General features: G+C 60.3%; 16 protein-coding genes. 9 read left to right on the forward strand and 7 right to left on the reverse strand.

Annotation, left to right across the window (positions count from 1 at the left end; all coding sequences use genetic code 11):
• Positions 1–130 precede the first annotated feature (130 nt).
• The 7 genes from ACM6I7_RS15090 to ACM6I7_RS15120 all read left to right on the forward strand — a co-directional run bounded on the left by ACM6I7_RS15090 (position 131) and on the right by ACM6I7_RS15120 (position 9,138).
• On the forward strand, positions 131–1,588 hold the full coding sequence (locus ACM6I7_RS15090; protein ID WP_285375567.1) for a gamma-aminobutyraldehyde dehydrogenase: 1,458 nt from the start codon (positions 131–133) through the stop codon (positions 1,586–1,588).
• A gap of 85 nt (positions 1,589–1,673) precedes the next feature.
• Positions 1,674–2,825 carry a putative ABC transporter substrate-binding protein YdcS gene (gene ydcS / locus ACM6I7_RS15095; RefSeq protein WP_115988133.1) on the forward strand — a complete coding sequence of 384 codons (1,152 nt, stop codon included), beginning with the start codon at positions 1,674–1,676 and terminating at the stop codon, positions 2,823–2,825.
• A gap of 244 nt (positions 2,826–3,069) precedes the next feature.
• The gene (locus tag ACM6I7_RS15100) at positions 3,070–4,107 is read left to right on the forward strand and encodes an ABC transporter ATP-binding protein (protein ID WP_098967401.1); all 1,038 of its coding nucleotides are present in this window, start codon (positions 3,070–3,072) and stop codon (positions 4,105–4,107) included.
• A 1-nt stretch (position 4,108) separates the two neighbouring features.
• On the forward strand, positions 4,109–5,044 hold the full coding sequence (locus ACM6I7_RS15105; RefSeq protein ID WP_096795795.1) for an ABC transporter permease: 936 nt from the start codon (positions 4,109–4,111) through the stop codon (positions 5,042–5,044).
• Positions 5,034–5,843 carry an ABC transporter permease gene (locus ACM6I7_RS15110; RefSeq protein WP_285375369.1) on the forward strand — a complete coding sequence of 270 codons (810 nt, stop codon included), beginning with the start codon at positions 5,034–5,036 and terminating at the stop codon, positions 5,841–5,843. Before ACM6I7_RS15105 ends, ACM6I7_RS15110 begins: the two co-directional genes overlap by 11 nt.
• A gap of 166 nt (positions 5,844–6,009) precedes the next feature.
• Positions 6,010–7,434 (forward strand): gamma-aminobutyraldehyde dehydrogenase, encoded by a 1,425-nt coding sequence (locus tag ACM6I7_RS15115; protein ID WP_414888811.1) that lies wholly within the window; start codon positions 6,010–6,012, stop codon positions 7,432–7,434.
• Between the two features lie 219 nt (positions 7,435–7,653).
• Positions 7,654–9,138 carry an APC family permease gene (locus tag ACM6I7_RS15120; RefSeq protein ID WP_414888812.1) on the forward strand — a complete coding sequence of 495 codons (1,485 nt, stop codon included), beginning with the start codon at positions 7,654–7,656 and terminating at the stop codon, positions 9,136–9,138.
• 44 nt (positions 9,139–9,182) lie between these two features.
• Here ACM6I7_RS15120 and ACM6I7_RS15125 read toward each other — a convergent pair whose 3' ends face one another.
• Positions 9,183–9,809 carry an RloB family protein gene (locus ACM6I7_RS15125; protein WP_285375377.1) on the reverse strand — a complete coding sequence of 209 codons (627 nt, stop codon included), beginning with the start codon at positions 9,807–9,809 and terminating at the stop codon, positions 9,183–9,185.
• Positions 9,810–9,811: 2 nt separating this feature from the next.
• The gene (locus ACM6I7_RS15130) at positions 9,812–11,065 is read right to left on the reverse strand and encodes an AAA family ATPase (protein WP_097086382.1); all 1,254 of its coding nucleotides are present in this window, start codon (positions 11,063–11,065) and stop codon (positions 9,812–9,814) included.
• A gap of 439 nt (positions 11,066–11,504) precedes the next feature.
• Between ACM6I7_RS15130 and ACM6I7_RS15135 the strand changes: the two genes are divergently transcribed.
• Complete coding sequence (locus ACM6I7_RS15135) at positions 11,505–12,011, forward strand: Bro-N domain-containing protein (protein ID WP_097086381.1); 507 nt, start codon at positions 11,505–11,507, stop codon at positions 12,009–12,011.
• A 49-nt stretch (positions 12,012–12,060) separates the two neighbouring features.
• Here the strand turns inward: ACM6I7_RS15135 and ACM6I7_RS15140 are convergent, their stop codons facing one another.
• Positions 12,061–12,246 (reverse strand): hypothetical protein, encoded by a 186-nt coding sequence (locus ACM6I7_RS15140; protein ID WP_003222012.1) that lies wholly within the window; start codon positions 12,244–12,246, stop codon positions 12,061–12,063.
• Positions 12,247–12,638: 392 nt separating this feature from the next.
• On the opposite strand from ACM6I7_RS15140, the gene ACM6I7_RS15145 reads away from it, so the two are divergent.
• Positions 12,639–14,267 carry a glucan biosynthesis protein D gene (locus tag ACM6I7_RS15145; protein ID WP_414888813.1) on the forward strand — a complete coding sequence of 543 codons (1,629 nt, stop codon included), beginning with the start codon at positions 12,639–12,641 and terminating at the stop codon, positions 14,265–14,267.
• Positions 14,268–14,426: 159 nt separating this feature from the next.
• On the opposite strand, the gene ACM6I7_RS15150 is transcribed toward ACM6I7_RS15145, so the two are convergent.
• The 4 genes from ACM6I7_RS15150 to ACM6I7_RS15165 all read right to left on the reverse strand — a co-directional run bounded on the left by ACM6I7_RS15150 (position 14,427) and on the right by ACM6I7_RS15165 (position 18,726).
• Complete coding sequence (locus tag ACM6I7_RS15150) at positions 14,427–14,960, reverse strand: GNAT family N-acetyltransferase (RefSeq protein WP_096795214.1); 534 nt, start codon at positions 14,958–14,960, stop codon at positions 14,427–14,429.
• A gap of 83 nt (positions 14,961–15,043) precedes the next feature.
• Positions 15,044–16,150: an NADH:flavin oxidoreductase/NADH oxidase gene (locus ACM6I7_RS15155; protein WP_096795213.1), complete on the reverse strand. Its 1,107-nt coding sequence runs from the start codon at positions 16,148–16,150 to the stop codon at positions 15,044–15,046.
• 268 nt (positions 16,151–16,418) lie between these two features.
• A complete protein-coding gene (gene recJ / locus ACM6I7_RS15160) occupies positions 16,419–18,128 on the reverse strand; it encodes a single-stranded-DNA-specific exonuclease RecJ (RefSeq protein WP_414888814.1) in 1,710 nt (569 codons plus the stop codon).
• A 55-nt stretch (positions 18,129–18,183) separates the two neighbouring features.
• Positions 18,184–18,726 (reverse strand): YaeQ family protein, encoded by a 543-nt coding sequence (locus ACM6I7_RS15165; protein ID WP_027610977.1) that lies wholly within the window; start codon positions 18,724–18,726, stop codon positions 18,184–18,186.
• Positions 18,727–18,768: the final 42 nt, after the last annotated feature.

Here is an 18,768-nt window from a genome sequence, read left to right on the forward strand (position 1 = left end):
TCGAATGCCACCTTCAGTATTTAGAATTTGTCGACCTCGGAGCCGCGCACTAGTCTTGCTGCATCTATAAGACGGTCGGCTCCCGGGCACGGGAGCCACAATGACCACACAAGAAAAGAGATCGCGGAAAATGGCTGGCGTGCAGACCCCGATGTGTACCGCGTTGTTGATCGACGGCGAACTGGTCGCCGGGCAGGGTTTTGTCGAACCGATCCTCAACCCGGCCAGCGGTGAAATCCTCACCCACATCGCCGAGGCCAGCACCGAGCAGGTCGAAACCGCGATTCTCGCCGCCCACCGCGCCTTTGCCGAATGGTCGCGCACCACGCCGCAACAACGTTCCAGTCTGCTGCTGGACATCGCCAACGCCGTCGAAAAACACGCCGATTACCTCGCCCGCCTCGAAGCGCTGAACTGCGGCAAGCCGCTGCACCTGGCGCGGCAGGACGATCTGACCGCCACCGTCGACGTGTTCCGCTTCTTCGCTGGTGCCGTGCGCTGCCAGACCGGTCAGCTCAGTGGCGAGTACCTGCCGGGTTACACCAGCATGGTGCGTCGCGATCCGATTGGCGTGGTGGCGTCGATTGCGCCGTGGAACTACCCGATCATGATGGCCGCGTGGAAAATCGCCCCGGCCCTCGCCGCCGGCAATACGCTGGTGTTCAAGCCGTCGGAACACACACCGCTGTCGATCCTCGCACTGGCGCCAGCACTCGCCGAGATCCTGCCGCGCGGGGTGATCAACATCATCTGCGGTGGCGGTGAAGGCGTCGGCAGCCACCTTGTTGGCCATCCGAAAGTGCGCATGGTGTCGCTGACCGGCGATATCGTCACCGGGCAGAAGATTCTCCAGGCTGCAGCGAAAACCCTGAAACGCACACACTTGGAGCTTGGCGGTAAGGCCCCGGTGATCGTCTGCAACGACGCCGACATTCAAGCGGTGGTCGACGGCGTGCGCACCTACGGTTACTACAACGCCGGGCAGGATTGCACCGCGGCGTGCCGCATCTACGCCCAGGCCGGGATTCACGACAAACTGATCGCCGAACTCGGCGCAGCAGTCAGCAGCCTGCGCTTCGCCGGCAAGCGCGATGCCGACAACGAGATCGGCCCGCTGATCAGCACCCGCCAGCGCGACCGCGTCGCCAGTTTCGTCGAGCGCGCACTCGGCCAGCCGCACATCGAGCGGGTGACCGGCGCGGCGGTGCATTCCGGCGCCGGATTCTTCTACCAACCGACGTTGCTGGCCGGTTGCAAGCAGAGCGATGAAATCGTCCAGCGCGAAGTGTTCGGCCCGGTGGTGACCGTGACCCGCTTCGACGAACTCGCGCAAGCCGTGGACTGGGCCAACGATTCCGAATACGGCCTCGCCTCGTCGGTGTGGACGCAGAATCTGGACAAGGCAATGCAGGTCGCCGCCCGCTTGCAGTACGGCTGCACCTGGATCAACAGCCATTTCATGCTGGTCAGCGAAATGCCCCACGGCGGGCTGAAACGCTCCGGATACGGCAAAGACTTATCCAGTGATTCGCTGCAGGACTACAGCGTGGTGCGGCACATCATGGCCCGCCACGGCCAGCATCTCTGACTACGCTAATAACAAGCCGCAAAACGGCATGGCTTCACCGCGTTCACAACTGCCCCGACCATAATTTAAAGAAGAGGGTTCAACCATGTTCGTGCACAAGACCGCACTGTTCAGTGCAATCACCACAGCCTTGCTGGCCAGCGCCAGCCTGCAAGCTGCCGAGCCGCTGAAGGCTGTCGGCGCCGGCGAAGGTCAGCTGGATATTGTCGCCTGGCCGGGTTACATCGAACGTGGCGAGAGCGACAAGGCCTACGACTGGGTGAGCGGTTTCGAGAAGGAAACCGGCTGCAAGGTCAATGTGAAGACTGCCGCCACCTCCGACGAGATGGTCAGCCTGATGGCCAAGGGTGGTTACGATCTGGTCACCGCTTCGGGCGATGCCTCGCTGCGGTTGATCGTCGGCAAGCGCGTACAACCGATCAACACCGCGTTGATCCCGAACTGGAACACCCTCGACCCACGGCTGAAAGATGCGCCGTGGTATGTGGTCAACAACCAGACCTACGGCACCCCGTATCAGTGGGGTCCGAACGTGCTGATGTACAACACCAACGTGTTCAAGACGCCGCCGACCAGCTGGAACGTCCTGTTCGACGCGCAGAATTTCCCCGACGGCAAACCGAACAAGGGTCGCGTGCAGGCCTATGACGGCCCGATCTACATCGCCGACGCGGCGCTGTACCTGAAGACCGCCAAACCTGAGCTGGGGATCAAGGATCCGTATCAACTCACCGAAGCGCAGTACAAGGCCGTGCTCGATCTGCTGCGCGCGCAGCAGCCATTGATTCACCGCTACTGGCACGACACCACGGTACAAATGAGCGACTTCAAGAACGAAGGCGTGGTGGCGTCGAGCGCCTGGCCGTATCAGGTCAACGGCCTGATCAACGAGAAGCAGCCGATCGCGTCGACCATCCCGAAAGAAGGCGCTACCGGTTGGGCCGACACCACCATGCTGCACGCCGAAGCCAAGCATCCGAACTGCGCGTACAAGTGGATGGACTGGTCGTTGCAGCCGAAAGTCCAGGGTGACGTGGCGGCGTGGTTTGGTTCGCTGCCAGCCGTGCCCGCGGCGTGCAAAGAGAGCGAACTGCTCGGCGCCGAGGGTTGCAAGACCAATGGCTTCGACCAGTTCGACAAGATCGCCTTCTGGAAAACCCCGCAAGCCGAGGGCGGCAAGTTCGTGCCTTATAGCCGCTGGACTCAGGACTACATTGCGATCATGGGCGGCAGGTAAGCCCGAGAGCAACTTGGTCTAACTCCCTCTCCCCCCTGGGGGAGAGGGCTGGGGTGAGGGGGTGGCTTTTGACTTTGCTCTTGATTGAAGGGCGACGGCCAATGAGGCCACCCTCACCCCCCGCCCTCTCCCGGAGGGAGAGGGAGCTAAAAGCGGATCGCATTCACCGTTAGATGTTTCAGTTTTTTCAGAAGTCCAGGCGAGGACCGCTGCGACGGCCCACGCCTTTTTGGAGCACCGCACCATGACGCTTGCAGTCCAGTTCACCAACGTTTCCCGGCAGTTCGGCGAGGTGAAGGCCGTTGACCGGGTTTCCATCGACATCCAGGACGGCGAGTTCTTTTCCATGCTCGGCCCTTCCGGCTCGGGCAAGACCACCTGCCTGCGCCTGATCGCCGGATTCGAACAACCGAGCGCCGGCTCGATCCGCATTCACGGCGCCGAAGCCGCCGGTCTGCCGCCGTATCAACGTGATGTGAATACCGTCTTCCAGGATTACGCACTGTTCCCGCACATGAACGTGCTGGACAACGTCGCCTATGGATTGAAGGTCAAAGGCGTGAGCAAAACCGAGCGCCACAAGCGCGCCGAAGAGGCGTTGGCCATGGTCGCCCTCGGCGGTTATGGCGCACGCAAACCGGTGCAGTTGTCCGGCGGTCAGCGCCAGCGTGTCGCCCTCGCCCGCGCCTTGGTCAATCGTCCACGCGTGCTGTTGCTTGATGAACCGTTGGGCGCACTCGACCTGAAACTGCGCGAGCAGATGCAGAGTGAACTGAAGAAGCTGCAACGCCAGCTCGGCATCACTTTCATCTTCGTCACTCACGACCAGACCGAGGCGCTGTCGATGTCCGATCGCGTCGCTGTATTCAACAAGGGCCGCATCGAACAGGTCGACACCCCGCGCAATCTGTACATGAAACCCACCACCACGTTCGTCGCCGAATTCGTCGGCACCTCGAACGTGATTCGCGGCGATCTGGCCCGCCAGCTCAGCGGCCATCCGCAGCCGTTTTCGATTCGCCCCGAACACGTGCGTTTCGCCGAAGGGCCGCTCGCCAGCCATGAAATCGAAGTCAGCGGTCTGCTCCACGACATCCAGTATCAGGGCAGCGCCACGCGCTATGAACTGACGCTGGAAAACGGCCAGACCCTGAGCATCAGCCACGCCAACAATCAGTGGATCGACAGCAGCGCACAACACCAGACCGGCCAGCGCCTGAGCGCACGCTGGGCGCGGGAAGCGATGATTCCACTGCACGACACCGTGGCGAGCGGGGTCTGACATGAGCACGCTCGCAATGACCCAAGCACCGCCCTTGCGCCGGTTTTCCAACCTGCTCTATCGCAAGCCGAATCTGTATCTGTCGCTGCTGCTGGTGCCGCCGTTGCTGTGGTTCGGCGCGATCTACCTCGGCTCGTTGCTGGTGCTGTTGTGGCAGGGGTTCTACACCTTTGACGACTTCACCATGGCGGTCACCCCTGACCTGACACTGGCGAATTTTGCCGCGCTGTTTCAGCCGTCGAACTTCGACATCATCCTGCGCACGCTGAGCATGGCCATCGTCGTGTCGATCGCCAGCGCCATCGTCGCGTTCCCGATTGCCTACTACATGGCGCGCTATACCACGGGCAAGACCAAGGCGTTTTTCTACATCGCGGTGATGCTGCCGATGTGGGCCAGTTACATCGTCAAGGCCTACGCCTGGACGTTGCTGCTGGCCAAGGGCGGTGTCGCGCAGTGGTTCGTGCAACATTTGGGACTGGAGCCGGTGTTGCAGTTCATTCTGGGGATTCCCGGGGTGGGCGGCAGCACCCTGTCGACCTCGCATCTGGGGCGGTTCATGGTGTTCGTCTACATCTGGCTGCCGTTCATGATCCTGCCGATTCAGGCTTCGCTGGAACGTCTGCCGCCGTCACTGCTGCAGGCCTCCGCCGACCTCGGCGCCAGGCCGCGCCAGACCTTCATGCAGGTGATTTTGCCGTTGTCGATTCCGGGGATTGCTGCCGGCTCGATCTTCACGTTTTCGCTGACCCTGGGCGATTTCATCGTGCCGCAACTGGTGGGCCCGCCGGGCTACTTCGTCGGCAGCATGGTCTACGCGCAGCAAGGTGCGATCGGCAACATGCCGATGGCCGCAGCGTTCACGTTGGTGCCGATTGTGTTGATCGCGGTTTACCTGTCCATCGTCAAACGACTGGGGGCCTTCGATGCACTCTGAGCGCGCTTCACTGGGCCTGCGCATTGCCGCCTGGGGCGGGTTGGTGTTTCTGCACTTCCCGATCCTGATCATCTTTCTTTACTCCTTCAACATCGAGGAAGCCGCGTTCAGCTTTCCGCCGAAGGGCTTCACCCTGCACTGGTTCAGCGTGGCGTTTTCGCGGCCGGATGTGCTGGAGGCGATCAAGCTTTCGCTGCAGATTGCCGCCATCGCCACCTTGATCGCGATGGTGCTCGGTACGCTGGCTTCGGCAGCGTTGTACCGCCGCGATTTCTTCGGCAAGCAGGGCATTTCGCTGATGCTGATTTTGCCGATCGCGCTGCCGGGGATCATCACCGGGATCGCGCTGCTGGCGACGTTCAAGACACTGGGGATCGAGCCGGGGATGTTCACCATCATCGTTGGTCACGCGACCTTCTGCGTGGTGATCGTCTACAACAACGTCATCGCCCGTCTGCGGCGTACTTCGCAAAGTTTGATCGAGGCCTCGATGGATCTGGGTGCCGACGGTTGGCAGACCTTCCGCTACATCATCCTGCCGAACCTCGGCTCCGCGCTGTTGGCCGGCGGCATGCTCGCCTTTGCGCTGTCGTTCGACGAAATCATCGTCACCACGTTCACCGCCGGGCATGAGCGCACGTTGCCGTTGTGGCTGCTCAACCAGCTCAGCCGCCCACGGGATGTGCCGGTGACCAACGTCGTCGCCATGCTGGTGATGATGGTGACCATGCTGCCGATTCTCGGCGCGTATTACCTGACCCGGGGTGGCGAGAGTGTCGCGGGCAGTGGTGGGAAATGAATATCTGACAAACACCAAAATCCCCCTGTGGGAGCGAGCCTGCTCGCGAAGAAGCCGACACATCCAGCATTGATGTCGGCTGACACACCGCTTTCGCGAGCAGGCTCGCTCCCACAGGGTTATCGATTCGGCCAGAACAATAAAAGTGTTAGTGAGGACAACAGACATGCAAACCAGACTCTTGATCAATGGCCACCTGGTCAACGGCGAAGGCCCGGCCCAACCGGTGCTCAACCCGGCGCTCGGCAGCATACTGGTGGAGATCAACGAAGCCTCCGAGGCCCAGGTCGACGCCGCCGTGCGCGCCGCCGACAACGCCTTCGCCGAGTGGTCGCAAACCACGCCGAAAGACCGTTCGCTGCTGCTGCTCAAACTCGCCGACGCCATCGAAGCTCATGGCGAGGAACTGGCCAAACTCGAATCCGACAACTGCGGCAAACCCTACAGCGCCGCACTGAACGACGAGATCCCGGCGATTGCCGATGTGTTCCGTTTCTTCGCCGGCGCCAGTCGTTGCATGAGCGGTTCGGCCGGTGGCGAATACCTGCCCGGCCACACCTCGATGATCCGCCGCGACCCGGTGGGTGTGATCGCCTCCATCGCGCCATGGAACTACCCGTTGATGATGGTCGCCTGGAAAATCGCCCCAGCCCTCGCCGCCGGTAACACCGTGGTGCTCAAGCCGTCGGAACAGACCCCGCTGACCGCGTTGCGTCTGGCCGAACTGGCGTCGGAAATCTTCCCGGCCGGTGTACTCAATCTGGTATTCGGTCGCGGTCCTACCGTCGGCAGCCCGTTGGTCACGCATCCTAAAGTGCGCATGGTCTCGCTGACTGGCTCCATCGCCACTGGTTCGAACATCATTTCCAGCACCGCCGACAGCGTCAAACGCATGCACATGGAGCTGGGCGGCAAGGCCCCGGTGATCATCTTCGACGACGCCGACATCGATGCCGCCGTTGAAGGCATCCGCACCTTCGGTTTCTACAACGCCGGACAGGACTGCACCGCCGCGTGCCGGATCTACGCGCAGCAGGGCATCTACGACAAGTTTGTCGAGAAGCTCGGCGCGGCGGTGAGCAGCATCAAATACGGCTTGCAGGATGATCCGTCGACCGAGCTGGGGCCGCTGATCACCGCGCAACATCGCGACCGCGTGGCCGCTTTCGTCGAACGCGCCGTGGCGCAGTCGCACATTCGCTTGATCACCGGCGGCAAGGCTGTGGAAGGCGACGGTTTCTTCTTCGAACCGACGGTGCTGGCCGACGCGCAGCAGGATGACGAGATCGTCCGCCGCGAAGTGTTCGGGCCGGTGGTGTCAGTAACCAAGTTCACCGATGAAACGCAGGCGCTGGAGTGGGCCAACGACTCCGACTACGGCCTCGCCTCCTCGGTGTGGACGGCGGATGTCGGACGCGCGCATCGCTTGTCGGCGCGGTTGCAGTACGGCTGCACCTGGGTCAACACGCACTTCATGCTGGTAAGCGAAATGCCCCATGGCGGTCAGAAATTGTCGGGCTATGGCAAGGACATGTCCATGTACGGGCTGGAGGACTACACCACGGTTCGGCATGTGATGTTCAAGCACTAAGCCTTTAAAAGCTTCGCGAGCAAGCCCGCTCCCACAGGGGGACGCATTCCAAGGTGGGAGCGGGCTTGCTCGCGAAGGCGTCACCTCGGTTTCAGGAAGGAAACCGGCATTACGCACCACCAGGATCCCAAAACAATAACTACCGACCCGGGCGGTGCCCACAAAGCCCCGCCACGGCCTCGGCCATCCGAAATCTGCCGATTTCCCGGAGTAAAACACATGAGTGCCTCACCCGAACTCTCGGCCGCCGTTGCCGACAGCGATGCCGAACAACTGCGCAAACTCGGCTACACCTCGAACTTCAACCGCAGTATGAGCCTGTGGGAAAACTTCGCTTTAGGGTTCACCTATCTGTCACCGGTCGTGGGGGTTTATACCCTGTTCGGCCTGTGCCTCGCGGCCGGCGGGCCACCGATGTTCTGGGCTTACTTGCTGGTCGGTTGCGGCCAGTTGCTGGTGTGCCTGATCTTCGGCGAAGTGGTTTCACAGTTCCCGATTTCCGGCGGCGTTTATCCATGGGCGCGACGTCTGGTCGGCAAAAAATGGGCGTGGATGGTCGGCTGGATCTACTCCATCGCCCTGTGCGTGACCATCGCGGCGGTGGCCGTCGGTGCCGGCCCGTATCTGGCGGCGATGCTCGGGTTTGAGCCGAGCAACAACACCAACATCGTCATCGCGCTGGTGCTGACCCTGTTCGCCACGCTGGTCAATCTGAGCGGCACCAAAGTGCTGGCGCGTATCGCCATGTTCGGCTTCCTCTGCGAACTGATCGGTGCGGTGATCGTTGGCGTGTACCTGCTGATCTTCGAACGTCATCAGCCGATCAGCGTGCTGTTCAACACCTTCGACATCCGCGTCGACGGCTCGTACCTGCCGGCGTTCCTCACCGCTTCGCTGGCGGGGATGTTCCTCTACTACGGCTTCGAGGCCTGCGGCGACGTTGCCGAAGAAACCCCGAACCCCAGCGCAAAAATCCCGGTGGCCATGCGCATGACCATCTACATCGGCGGCATCGCGGCGATGTTCGCCTGCCTGGCGCTGATCCTCGCCGTGCCGGACATGCAAGCGGTGATCAACGGCACCGACAAGGACCCGGTCACCACCATCCTCAACAACGCCTTCGGCCCGGTCGGCTCGAAAGTGGTGATGGGCGTGGTAATGATTTCCTTCATCTCCTGCGTCATCAGCCTGCAGGCTGCGGCGAGTCGTCTGCTGTATTCCTACGCTCGCGACGAAATGGTCATCGGCAGCCGACTGCTGAAAAAGATTTCTCCTACCACTCAGGTGCCGGTTGCCGCGCTGTTCGTGTCCGGCGTCCTGCCCGCCCTGATCATCGCCCTCGGCTTCTTCCTGCAAGACGCCGTGGCCACCATCGTCAGCTTCGCCGCCATCGGCATCTACCTCGCGTTCCAGATGATCGTGCTGGCCGCTTTGTACGCGCGTATGAAAGGCTGGAAACCCAGCGGCAAATTCACCCTCGGCGCGTGGGGCTGGCCGGTGAACATCGGCGCGCTGGTGTATGGCGTCGGCGCGATCATCAACATGGCCTGGCCACGTACGCCGGATGCGGCGTGGTACGTGAATTATGCGATGGTGTTGAGCACGGCCATTGTGATTGGTTTGGGGTTGATTTATATGTGGATTGGCAAGCCGTATGACCATGGGAGGGCGCCGGCTGGGGATGCGTGGAAGGTGAGTCGCTAAATATCAGCAACCTGCGCGCAGGGAGGCGGGCACGATGCAGGGTGCTAGATCAGTTGCGGCCTGGATAAGGTCTCGAACTCATCCATCAGCAAATGGATTTCCGTACTGGGATTGGGCTCACCACTGACGGCGACGTCCTCAAGCACTTTCGGCGCAAGCGTTCTCGCCCGCTGGAACGGCTCACCCAGCAACTGAGTGAAATAACTGATGTCCCTACCCTTCTCATAGCCCGCCATGTCGGGTTTCGTCCTCAAGCACTTGCTCACCAGGTCACCTGGGGAGCTTTTCCCCACGGCCCGGAATGGCTTGCGACTGAAACCAAAGTGCAAAAGAAGCCAGAACTCGAAACACGGATACGATGCGATAACGTAGATTTTTGGATGCGATCTGGCTGTATTCAACGCGCGCTCGAAACACAGATGTGTATCGCGATCCACCACACAAAATACCTTGTCAAAGCGCTTCTGCCGCATCACCGCCCGCTCCACGATACCGCTCGGGTGTGTCACGCCGCAATGGACGATCTCAACCTGAGCCCGGGCCCGAAAGTGAAACGCGGCCTCCTCCAGATAACGCTTTCCCGACTTACTGTCCTCGCAGAGCACCAGCACTTTGGGCTGTGGTTTGAAGCGTGACGCTTTTCGATCAAACGACTTGCTCGAACTCACCATTTTCAGCCCTGCCTGATCAGTGGCAGTCCGCGATAGCGTCCCTCGAAGTAACGCTTCTCGACGTCCTCACTCTCCCGGCCCTCAAAGTCGTGCACGGAAAACAGACTTGTCGCGCCATATGCATCACGCTCCGAAATCCAGAACTGATCACGCCGCAGAATCTTTTCATTCATCAAGTGCGTGTCGTGAGTGGTGAAAATCAACTGAGTATTCAGCCCGCTGTCCAGATGTTTGCCAATCAGGACCCCGACGATTTCAGGATGCAGACTGCTGTTCAATTCATCGACACAGAGAACGCCGCTGCCGCCAGCCTGATTCATCATGAACCACGGCAACCAGAAGCCGATCAGGTTCTTGGTGCCGCACGATTCTTCGGCAAAATCGAATTCAGCCTCGCCTGAGATACTGGCATGCGTCAGGGTCAACTTGTCTCCCTGCGCAGCGGCAATAAACTCCTTCAACGTCATCTTTCGATTGTCTGGAGGCGCAGTGGAATGCTCCGAACTGAGCTGGATCGCAGATACCGGAATATCCAGAGCGCAGAGAAAATCACGCAGATCACTGGTATGACTTTCAACCATCTGCAGAAAACGAATCGATGCGGTAGAGAGGCCCTGCATATTGCTCTGCTCGACTACCAGCAAACCTCTTTGAAACCAGCAAAATGGTGCGCGCAACTGCGTCAGCTCTTCGCTGCTGTGGGTAACGGCTTGTGCAATAAACAGCATCCTGGGACTGGTCAAACGCCGCCACGCACAATGCACGTCCTTACCGCCTTCAAGGGCTTTACCAAAGGTGTAATGCTCACCGAGGGAATCAACTTGACGGTTGTAGAGCAAGGTTTCCTTTCCTTTTGGATAACAGAGCAATTGTTCATGGACAATGCGCTGCGCTGTCAAGCCGAGCACGAATCGATAGCGCAACCCGCTTTGAACAAAGTCGTATTCAAAAACGCTGGGCGCTTCTCTTAGCGTCTCGTCAAAGCGAAAGGATGCAACCGGTAGTACGTCGCCATGGATGCCTGCGGGTGTCGCCAGCAATCTGCCGACGATGCCCATTGCGCGAATTAGCGACGATTTGCCAGAAGCGTTGGGTCCGTAAATGGCGGCGACCTTGAGCAGGTCCGGGAGCTTTTCAGTGCTCGTGCCGGCGCTGAAGACGTTTCGCGCCTTGCTCAGCCGAGGGCTCGCGACCATGGACAGCGTTTGCCTGTCCCGGAACGAGCGGTAATTGGAAACGGAAAATTCGATCAGCATGGATAAAACCTGCAGTTCGTTGCATGAATCTCCATAAATAAATGAAAAAACGCGCCTCAGACGCAGCCTGGCTGCAAGCAATGCAAAAACAGGCATTTCCTACAGACACAGCCTCCCCCAAAAAGCCCAATTTCCTACGCTGCGCGTCCACAGAGTAGACTTGTCGCCGCAAGCGCCTGACCGATAGGCTTTATCCCGTCGCTGCCAAATCAGCGACCCGGGGTCGAAGCCGGAAACTGTCAACGCGGTGCTTGCATGCCCTCCATTGAACTGTGGCTGTCGTAGCTTCAGTTTTGCTTTATGGCGGGCCGTGTGGCGCGGGCCTTCTGGCTTTTCCGTGTTTGACTGGAAGTATCCCGACTTCGAACGCCATACGGTTCGCCACCCAACTTGTCGAGGAGTTGATGGCGACTTTCCTACTCAAATCGGAAGTCACTACATGTCTGCACAAATCCAAAACTCATCGTCGACCCACTTCACCCCCACCGCCTTCACCCGCCACAACCGCTTCCTCCACGCCTTCATGCAAGACCACGAAGCCTGGTTCTGCGTGCAAGATCTCGGTCGCTTGATGGGTTACCCCCTGAACGAACGCCTCACCCTGAAACTCGATCCCGACCAGCGTCGCCATGTCCTCCTGCGTCGGAACGGCGAAATCATCGATTGCGCGATGGTCAGCGAGTCCGGCCTGTTCGCCCTGCTCGTCCATCACTTCGTCCCGGAAAACCGACACCTGCGCCAATGGCTGAGCCATGAAGTCATCCCGATGCTGCGCGAAACTCAATCAAGCCCTGTGGAAAACCACCCGAGCTTGAGCTCAATGCATTGGGCAGGCGTTACCGTACCGCTGCTGCACTGGCAACAGCAGGCGTGGGTCAAATGGCGGGATGTGCCGGAGTTGATGCGCGGCCAGCGGCCGTATCCAGTTCTGGGAACGTGTAGCTGATCCAGATAAAAAGGGGCGGACCTTTCAGTCCGCCCCTTTTTATTTCCACTCAAAACCGCGAAACACTGCGCATCGCATCCACCAGATACCGCATCGCAATCCGGTCGCTCTCCGACAACTCGCGATAACGCTCCACCAGTTTCAGCTCTTCAGAACTCAAACGACGCCTTCTACGGCCGCTGCCGAGGCAGGGGAAGATGCCGAGCATTTCGGCGATACCTTGTATTTTTGCCATGGACGATGTCCTTCAATACTTCAAAGAATTGCTAAACCACCACATCGCCCTGCCCCTTACAGCAGCGCCGTGTGCCCTACCGGTCAACACCGGTCATGCCCATAGAATAGAAATTAAATCGGCGCTGAAAAGCGGTTTTTAGAGTAATTAGTCGAAAAAAGCAGATATGCCGCATAAATCAGAACGCCCTGTCAGATTTTTAACCGACATGTCTTGTTTCATTGACACTCTGTCACTGTGAATCAACGAATTTTGCTCGGCGAGCGAACCGTTTAAGCTAGCCGGCATCTGTTTATAATCCGTTGCGTTTGGCCGAAGGCTTGTCCGAACCGTAATTTCTGATCCAGCACGTGCCAGGAACGGCGCGGGATTGCTCACGACAGGTTGTATTTATGCACCGCAGGAATTTGCTCAAAGCGTCGATGGCCATTGCGGCTTACACCGGTCTCTCGGCTTCCGGCCTGCTGGCCGCCCGTGCCTGGTCCGCCAATGGTGGCGCCGCCGATGGCGAGGCCCAGGCTTTCGACTTCGAAGCGCTCAAGCGCCAGGCCAAGCAACTGGCCGGCTCGGCCTATCAGGACAGCAAACAGGTGCTGCCGCCGACTTTGGCGACCATGACCCCGCAGAACTTCAACGCGATCCGCTACGACGGCGATCATTCGTTGTGGAAAGAAAACAAGGGTCAGCTGGACGTGCAGTTCTTCCACGTCGGTATGGGTTTCCGCCAGCCGGTGCGCATGTACAGCGTCGATCCGAAGACCCGCACCGCCCGCGAAGTGCATTTCCGCCCGACGCTGTTCAACTACGAGAACACCTCGGTCGACACCCAACAGCTCAAGGGCGACCTGGGGTTTGCCGGCTTCAAGCTGTTCAAGGCCCCGGAGCTGGATCGCCATGACGTGGTGTCGTTCCTCGGCGCCAGTTATTTCCGTGCGGTGGATGCCACTGGCCAATATGGCCTCTCGGCCCGTGGTCTGGCCGTCGACACCTACGCGAAAAAGCGCGAAGAATTCCCTGACTTCACCAAGTTCTGGTTTGAGACTCCAGAGCAGAACGCCACCCGTTTTGTGGTCTACGCCCTGCTCGACTCGCCGAGCGCCACCGGTGCGTACCGCTTCGACATCGATTGCCAGGCCGAGCGCGTGGTGATGGAGATCGACGCCCACATCAACGCGCGTACCGCCATCGAACAACTGGGCATCGCGCCAATGACCAGCATGTTCAGCTGCGGCACCCACGAACGCCGTATGTGCGACACCATTCACCCGCAGATCCACGACTCCGATCGCCTGACGATGTGGCGTGGCAATGGCGAGTGGATCTGCCGCCCGCTGAACAACCCGGCGACCCTGCAGTTCAACGCGTTCGCCGATACCGATCCGAAAGGCTTCGGCCTGGTGCAGACCGACCACGAGTTCGCCAACTATCAGGACACCGTTGACTGGTACAGCAAGCGCCCGAGCCTGTGGGTCGAACCGACCACCGCGTGGGGCGAAGGCTCGATCGATCTGCTGGAAATTCCTACCACCGGCGAAACCCTCGACAACATCGTCGCATTCTGGACGCCGAAGAAGCCGGTGGCCGCCGGCGACTCGCTGAACTATGGCTACAAGCTCTACTGGAGCGCCCTGCCACCGGTCGGCACGCCGCTGGCGCGGGTGCATGCGACCCGGTCGGGCATGGGTGGTTTCGTCGAAGGCTGGGCACCAGGCGAGCATTACCCGCCGGTCTGGGCCCGTCGTTTTGCCGTGGACTTCACCGGTGGTGGCCTGGATCGCCTGCCGCAGGGCACCGGGATCGAACCGGTGGTCACCTGCTCCAACGGCAAGGTGCAGGACTTCAGCGTGCTGGTGCTCGATGACATCAAGGGTTACCGGGTCCTGTTCGACTGGTACCCGACCAGCGACAGCGTCGACCCGGTGGAACTGCGCCTGTTCATCCGCACCAATGACCGCACATTAAGCGAGACCTGGCTGTACCAGTACTTCCCGCCGGCACCGGACAAGCGCAAGTATCCTTGATGATTTGAGGCGCCTGTAAGGGACTCTTCGCGAGCAAACCCGCTCCCACACTGGATCCCGGTCGATCACACAGTTTGCGACCGACACAGAACCACGGTGGGAGCGGGCTTGCTCGCGAATGCGTCAGAACATTCAACATCGGATATTGAAGAAACTGCGTCAGGTCAGTGGGCAATACAGATGAATGTCTCTGGGTTCTTGATCAAACAACTCCGGATCCGCCTGATCCACCAACCGGCAACCCTGTCTCTGATAAAACTCCACAGTGTTGCGCGATTCAGTCGCTGAAACATACAACGCCTGGGCACCGAATCGCCGCCCCTGCTCGCAGGCCAGCGCAAACAACTTCGCCCCCAGCCCTTGCCCGCGGTAATCACGGCTGATGTGCAGAAACTTCATCTGCCGCATGCTCAACCCCTGATTGTGAATAACCCGGTTATCCACAACCACCGCCGCGACCAGCGCCTGCCCATCGAAAACCCCGTACAACCAGCCACCGCGCCGCAAGCACTTCTCCAGCGCCAGCGCGTTTTCCTCAGCTTCCCCTTCCGGCCAGCCACGCATGTCGAAATGCACCGGATACAGAATCAGCTCACCTTTTTCCAGCCGATAACATTCCTCCACCAGCTCGCTGCGGTCGATCTGCGCCAGCAACGGCAAGTCGTGTTCGGTCAGTTCTCGCTCGATCAACATGCTCGACTTCCTTGGCAAATGGCAGGCAAGAAAAAACCCGCCGGTTCAATGGCGGGTTTTATAGACGTTGCGCCGGTTTGAAATCAATCGCGCAGATCGGATTCGTGAATCGGCTGATCACGATGGGTCGCGCGCTGATACTGCGCCGGCCATACCGCTTTGCGCCCGCCCAGATCATCGTCGGCATGCAGCGGCCAGTACGGGTCACGCAGCAGCTCGCGGGCGAGGAAGATGATGTCGGCCTGACAGGTGCGCAGAATGTGCTCGGCCTGCGCCGGCTCGGTAATCATGCCGACGGTGCCGGTGGCGATGCCGGACTCCTTGCGCACCCGTTCGGCGAAGCGCGTCTGATAACCCGGCCCCACCGGAATCTCGGCGTTGGCGGCGGTACCACCGGAAGAGACGTCGATCAGATCCGCTCCCAATGCCTTGAGGCGGCGCGCCAGTTCCACGGTTTCATCCGGGTTCCAGCCGTCTTCGACCCAGTCGGTGGCCGACACCCGGACAAACACCGGCAACTCTTGTGGCCAGACCTCGCGCACGGCCTCGGTGACTTGCAACACCAGCCGAATACGGTTTTCGAACGAACCACCGTATTGATCGCGGCGCTGATTGCTCAATGGCGACAGAAACTGATGCAGCAGATAACCATGGGCGGCATGCACCTCGACCACGCTGAAACCTGCGGTCAACGCGCGTTTGGCCGCAGCAACGAAGGCCTGGATGACTTCGGCGATTTGCCCTTCATCCAGCTGCTTGGGTTGCGTGTGTTGCGGGTCGAAGGCAATCGGTGACGGCCCGACCGGGATCCAGCCGCCATCCTCCGGTTTGACGCTGCCGTGTTTGCCTATCCATGGCCGATGGGTGCTGGCCTTGCGCCCGGCATGGGCCAGTTGAACGCCAGCAACCGCACCCTGAGCGGTGATGAAGCGGGTGATGCGTTGCAGCGGTTCGATCTGTTCGTCGTTCCACAAACCGAGGTCTTCAGCGGTGATTCGCCCGTCGGCGGTGACCGCCGTGGCCTCGGTAAAAATCAGGCCGGCACCGCCCACCGCGCGGCTGCCCAGATGCACCAGATGCCAGTCGTTGGCCAGACCGTCGACGCTGGAATACTGGCACATCGGCGACACGGCGATGCGGTTGGGCAGGGTCAGTTGGCGAAGGGTAAAGGGTTCGAGCAGCAGACTCATGGGGCACCTCTCAAATCAGTGGGCAGGCTCCAGGGTTCTGTTTGAAAAGTCGACGAGTGACAGGAAAAAGGTGCAGCACCCGCCCCCGCGGGCAAAACATTCGACAGACGTCACAAGGCCAATCAAGCAGTGCTTAGAGCCTAGTCGACAACCGGGGATGAGGGAGGGTTCAGAGTGATTCAGTGTGTGAAAGGGTGCTTTCGCGAGCAGGCTCGCTCCCACAAAGTCAACACCGTGCCTGTGGGAGCGAGCCTGCTCGCGAATGGCGTCAGCGCGGTTCGATGTGGGCAATCATCAGTTGCACCGTCTCGTTGCCCCGGAACTCGTTGACGTCGAGCTTGTAGGCCAGCTCGACCCACTGAATGGTCGGGTTCGGCCAGACATCACGGTCGATGCCGAAAGCGATGCCATCCAGCTTCACCGACCCGCACTCGCTTTTCAGCACCACTTTCAGGTGCCGCTCGCCGACCACCCGTTGCTCGACCAACTGGAACACGCCATGGAACAGCGGCTCCGGGAAGTGCTGGCCCCAAGGCCCGGCATGGCGCAGGGCGCGGGCCAGTTCCAGATGGAATTCCTCGACCGCCAGCGTGCCATCCGAAAGCATGCGCCCGGTCAGGTCCTCCTCACGAAGTTGCCGACGCACTTCGGCATCGAAAGCTTCGGCGAACAGCGGAAAATTCTCTTGCGGCAAGGTCAGGCCGGCCGCCATCGCGTGACCACCGTACTTGGCAATCAGGTTCGGATGCTGCGCCGCCACCACGCTCAGGGCATCGCGAATATGGAAACCCTGCACCGAACGCCCCGAGCCCTTGAGCAAACCGTCACCGGCATCGGCGAAGGCAATGGTCGGACGGAAATAACGTTCTTTCATCCGCGAGGCGAGAATGCCGATCACGCCCTGATGCCACTCGGGATCGAACAGGCACAGGCCAAACGGCATCGATTCCACTGGCAAGTCCTTGAGCTGGGCCAGCGCCTCGCGCTGCATGCCCTGCTCGATGGATTTGCGATCCTGGTTCATACCATCCAGTTGCGCGGCCATTTCCCGCGCCAGATTGGCGTCGGTGGTGAGCAGGCATTCGATCCCGAGGCTCATGTCATCCAGGCGCCCCGCCGCGTTCAGGCGCGGGCCGACGATGAAACCCAGGTCGGTGGAGGTAATCCGCGCCGCGTCACGCTTGGCCACTTCAAGAATCGCCTTGATCCCCGGTCGTGCACGCCCGGCGCGAATCCGCTCAAGGCCCTGATGCACCAGAATCCGGTTGTTGGCGTCCAGCGGCACCACGTCGGCAACGCTGCCCAGCGCCACCAGATCCAGCAGTTCACCGATGTTCGGCTGCGGCTTGCTCTCGTACCAGCCAAGGCTGCGCAGGCGCGCGCGCAAGGCCATCAACACGTAGAAAATCACCCCGACCCCGGCCAGCGCCTTGCTCGGAAACTCGCAGCCGGGCTGGTTTGGGTTGACCAACGCATCGGCCAGCGGCAGTTCATCGCCGGGCAAGTGGTGGTCGGTGATCAACACCTTGAGCCCGGCCTTTTTCGCCGCCGCCACACCCTCCACACTGGAGATGCCGTTGTCGACAGTGATCAACAACTGCGGCTCGCGCGTCAGGGCGACTTCGACGATTTCCGGGGTCAGGCCATAGCCGTATTCGAAGCGGTTCGGAACCAGATAATCGACATGCGCCGCACCCAGCAGACGCAAGCCGAGCACGCCGACTGTACTGGCCGTCGCGCCATCGGCGTCGAAGTCACCGACGATCAGAATCCGCTGACGCTGCTCCAGCGCCGTCACCAGCAGATCCACCGCTGCCTCGATGCCCTTGAGCTGCTGGAACGGAATCAGCCGCGCCAGACTTTTATCCAGCTCCGCCTCGGATTGCACGCCCCGCGCCGCGTACAAACGAGTCAGCAAAGGTGGCAGGTCACCGAGAAACGGCAGCGTGGCAGGCAACGGTCGAGGATCAATACGCATGGGCTAACGGAAACTTCTCTTGAATACGTGGGATTAATCAGTGAACGACGCAGGATCAGCCGCGTTCACCTTGCAGCCATTGCAACTGGACTTCATGCTGACCGCGGTCGTCGGTGACGAAGATCGTGCCTTCGCTGATCATCACGTCCCACTTGATGACGCGCGGCATGTCCTTGGCCAGGGTTTCCAGCACTTCCTGCGGCACAGCGGCGATGTTGACGTTTTTCAGGTTCTTGATCGCCGGGATCACTTTGCCTTCCCACACGCGCAGACTGCCATAGGCCAGCAGGCTGGTGCGTTCGGTGCGACGCGAGCACCAGGTCAGACGATCGGCGTCCGGCTGGCCAACTTCGATCCAGTGCAGAACGCGATCATCCAGGCTTTTTTCCCACAGCGCAGGTTCATCCACGTCCGACAGACCACGGCCAAACGACAACTGCTCGTTGTACCAGAGGGCGTAGGCCAGCAGCCGCACGGTCATGCGCTCTTCGGTTTCCGAAGGGTGACGGGCGATGGTCTGCTTGACGCTCTCGTAGATGCTGCGGTCGAGGTCAGTGAGGTTCAGTTCGAATTTGTACGTGGTAGACGGCTGGGCCATGAACGGGCTTCTTGATACGAGGAAAGTCGGCAAGTCTAACCG

Origin of the sequence: Pseudomonas sp. IT-93MI4 (assembly GCF_949767635.1) — a bacterium.
Taxonomy (GTDB): domain Bacteria; phylum Pseudomonadota; class Gammaproteobacteria; order Pseudomonadales; family Pseudomonadaceae; genus Aquipseudomonas; species Aquipseudomonas putida_A.